General features: G+C 55.6%; 2 protein-coding genes, 1 tRNA gene and 1 pseudogene. 2 read left to right on the top strand and 2 right to left on the bottom strand.

What is annotated here, in order from left to right:
• Positions 1-349: 349 nt before the first annotated feature.
• Positions 350-426 (bottom strand) — tRNA-Arg (locus PMI35_RS00445).
• 580 nt (positions 427-1,006) lie between these two features.
• On the opposite strand from PMI35_RS00445, the gene PMI35_RS00450 reads away from it, so the two are divergent.
• Complete coding sequence (locus PMI35_RS00450) at positions 1,007-1,333, top strand: Arc family DNA-binding protein (RefSeq protein WP_008066583.1); 327 nt, start codon at positions 1,007-1,009, stop codon at positions 1,331-1,333.
• Between the two features lie 99 nt (positions 1,334-1,432).
• On the opposite strand, the gene mgtE is transcribed toward PMI35_RS00450, so the two are convergent.
• Entirely contained in the window at positions 1,433-2,875 is a 1,443-nt protein-coding gene (gene mgtE, locus PMI35_RS00455; RefSeq protein WP_008066576.1) for a magnesium transporter, read from the bottom strand.
• 310 nt (positions 2,876-3,185) lie between these two features.
• On the opposite strand from mgtE, the pseudogene PMI35_RS35595 reads away from it, so the two are divergent.
• Positions 3,186-3,393: pseudogene (locus PMI35_RS35595) on the top strand (cell envelope protein SmpA); the annotation flags it as partial.

Raw genomic sequence — 3,393 nt, 5'->3', positions numbered from 1 at the left:
GAGCTGAAGCAACCTGCTGCCGAAAACTGCATAACTCATTGTTTACCAAAGAGTTTTCCGTTTCGACTGCGCCGGAAGTGGGGCGAATTATAGGCCTCCAGAATCTGCCGTCAAGCATTGATTTGGTTTTTCTATCGAGAAGCTACCAACGGCAGGAAAAGCCGCCCTTCCCTCTATATAGAAGAGGCAAAAACGAAAAGGAGAACGTGCAAGCCTGCCGGACAGCTCGAGCTACGGCGCGACAGAGACGGCATTGAGGATTTTCGCCCGAAGCAATCCGCTTGCCCCGCATCCTGACCCTGTAAAAGTCTGGCGAGCGAATCATGAACGGCTGGAGGCTGGAATTATATGGTGTCCCAGGGCAGGTTCGAACTGCCAACCTTCCCCTTAGGAGGGGGATGCTCTATCCAATTGAGCTACTGAGACACAAGATGCCCGCGAAGCTACGCGTAGCGATAGACGGCGTGCATGTTAACGGGCGAGCCTGCCTTTGTCATGTCATCCGTGGGCTTTTTAAGTGTAGGCAGATGTCACGCGAGAGCTTGAAGTTTTCATGCCCAAGCCAGAAGAGGACCAGCGCCTTCCCCGCCAAGGAGGCCAACCCCATGATAATCAGCCTGCCACCCATCCTAAATGACTCTCGTTACACGTATGCCACTAGTAAATCGGCCATTTGCCACTATCCTGTACAGATAAGGAAGAGTGATCGAATTCGCATGGGATGCCCCTTGGTTTTTTCAGAAGTCCTGCGGGGGCAAAGGACGCGACCAGAGACACGGATCGGTAAATTTTCAAGACCAGTCCGCATTTCTGACAATTGGTGCTGGCAGAACGCCTTTATCCAGCTCAATATTTGTCACAGAATTGACGCCAATGAACTGGCGAACTTGAGGCATGATACGAGCCTCTATCAATTCAGGTTGAACATTTGGCCAGAGCGCTTGTCCTATCAGACATCCTGCGGCCAATCCCGAGAACCGCTCCCCTGAACTAACCGGTTAAATATATGCGCCCATTGAAACAGGCAATTTATTCCAGCCGTACGGCTGACAAGTTCGTCGTACGTCTGCCAGACGGAATGCGTGAACGCATTGCCGAGGTGGCTCGCAATCATCACCGCAGCATGAACTCCGAAATCATTGCGCGCCTGGAGCAGAGTCTCATTCAGGAAGGCGCACTGGGCGAAGAGCTGAGCATGCGCCTGGACAGCCCGGAGCTGTCACTGCACGAGCGCGAACTCCTGCAGCGTTTCCGCCAACTCTCTCACCGCCAGCAAAATGCGCTTGTTTCACTGATCGCCCATGACGCAGAGATGACTGCAGACGCCTCCTGATTCGTCCCCGCAAGCTCAAGCCAGCCTGATCGCTGGCTTTTTTTTGCCTGAAATTCAGCCATAAAAAAGCCCGCCGTAGGGCGGGCTGTTAAACAAGTCTCAGAGCAGGAAAATCGTCGCCAGCCCCAGGAAGATAAAGAAGCCACCACTGTCGGTCATGGCGGTAATCATCACACTGGCCCCCATGGCAGGATCTCGCCCGAGTCGCGCCAGCGTCATCGGAATCAAGACCCCCATCAATGCCGCAAGTAACAGGTTGAGGGTCATGGCAGCGGTCATCACCACTCCGAGCGACCAACTGCCATACAACAGGTAGGCCACCGCGCCGATCACACCACCCCAGATCACGCCGTTGATCAAGGCAACTGCCAGCTCCTTGCGCATCAGTCGCGAAGTGTTGCCCGTACTCACCTGGTCCAGCGCCATGGCGCGAACGATCATGGTGATGGTCTGGTTACCGGAGTTACCTCCGATACCCGCTACGATCGGCATCAACGCAGCCAGCGCCACCAGCTTCTCAATGGAGCCCTCGAACAGACCGATCACCCGGGACGCCACAAATGCGGTGATCAGGTTCACTGCCAGCCAGGCCCAGCGGTTACGCAGGGACTTCCAGACCGACGCGAAAATATCCTCTTCTTCACGCAGACCCGCCATGTTGAGAACTTCGTTTTCGCTCTCCTCACGAATCAGGTCGACCATTTCATCGATGGTCAAACGGCCGATCAGCTTGCCGTTCTTATCGACAACGGGGGCCGAGATCAAGTCGTAACGCTCAAACGCCTGGGCAGCATCGTAGGCCTCTTCATCCGGATGGAAACTCACCGGATCGCTGGCCATGACCTCGGAAACCTGCTTATCCGGATCGTTGACCAACAAGCGCTTGATCGGCAGCACCCCCTTGAGCACGCCGTCGTAGTCAACCACGAACAATTTGTCGGTATGGCCAGGCAGCTCCTTGAGGCGTCGCAGGTATCGCAGAACCACTTCGAGACTGACATCCTCGCGGATGGTGACCATCTCGAAGTCCATCAGCGCGCCGACCTGGTCCTCGTCATAGGACAACGCCGAGCGGACACGCTCGCGTTGCTGAGCATCGAGGGTCTCCATCAGCTCATGGACGACATCTCGCGGCAGCTCGGAAGCCAGGTCGGCCAGTTCGTCGGCATCCATGTCCTTGGCCGCAGCCAGGAGCTCGTGATCGTCCATGTCGGCGATCAGGGTTTCACGAACCGAATCGGATACTTCGAGCAGGATGTCGCCGTCGCGATCAGCCTTGACCAACTGCCAGAGCGTCAGGCGGTCATCGAGCGGCAAGGCTTCAAGAATATAGGCGACGTCGGCGGAGTGCAGGTCATCGAGCTTGCGTTGCAGCTCAACGAGATTTTGCCGGTGAACCAGGTTTTCGACTCGGTCCTGATGCGGACCTTCCTGGCGATGAGTCAGGTCTTCAACCACTCGCTGACGCTGCAACAGCTCAACAACTTGAGCCAGGCGGTCCTGCAAGCTTTCCTGCGTTTTCTTTACTTCTACTTCAGACATAGGCGAACTCCACTCCCAGCAGCGGGGTGCGCCGGAAGGATCAATCAGTCAATTCATGATTGGAAAATCGGGGTATTGAGTAACTACTGGGTAAGTCCATGGAGGTAATCCAAAAGCCCCGGCGGGGCTGACGGGCGCAATCATACACCGACTGACGGCTGAAAACGTTAAAAAATCGCGGCTGAAACAAGCGCTTGCGAAACAATCTTGAGCGCGTGCCTGACACCTGAAAGTGCGACGACTCATCTCGAAAAGAAAACACACTGGCGATGGAAAATGCAGGCGCCAGCCCTGAATGTGGAAACCCGATCAGCGCCGGGTAGCGATCATCAATCAGCGCATGATCGTCGGCATTAGCCAACCGGACGTCGAGGGCGCTCTGGCAAAGCCAGACAAGATCAGCATTCGAAACTCAAGCACGCACCACCAGACCAAGCGAGGTCGCAGCGCCAGCATCGAGTTTGACGAGAGAGGATGCACGAAAGGAAAAGCCAAATTCCAGACAGCAAAAAGCCCGC

The organism is Pseudomonas sp. GM78 (assembly GCF_000282475.1).
Taxonomy (GTDB): Bacteria; Pseudomonadota; Gammaproteobacteria; order Pseudomonadales; family Pseudomonadaceae; genus Aquipseudomonas.
This window is presented reverse-complemented; position numbering and strand designations above follow the sequence as displayed.

Bases quoted from the DNA above. Each gene is read 5' to 3' on its own strand.
- PMI35_RS00450 (WP_008066583.1), top strand. From the start codon at position 1,007: ATGCGCCCATTGAAACAGGCAATTTATTCCAGCCGTACGGCTGACAAG.
- mgtE (WP_008066576.1), bottom strand. From the start codon at position 2,875: ATGTCTGAAGTAGAAGTAAAGAAAACGCAGGAAAGCTTGCAGGACCGC.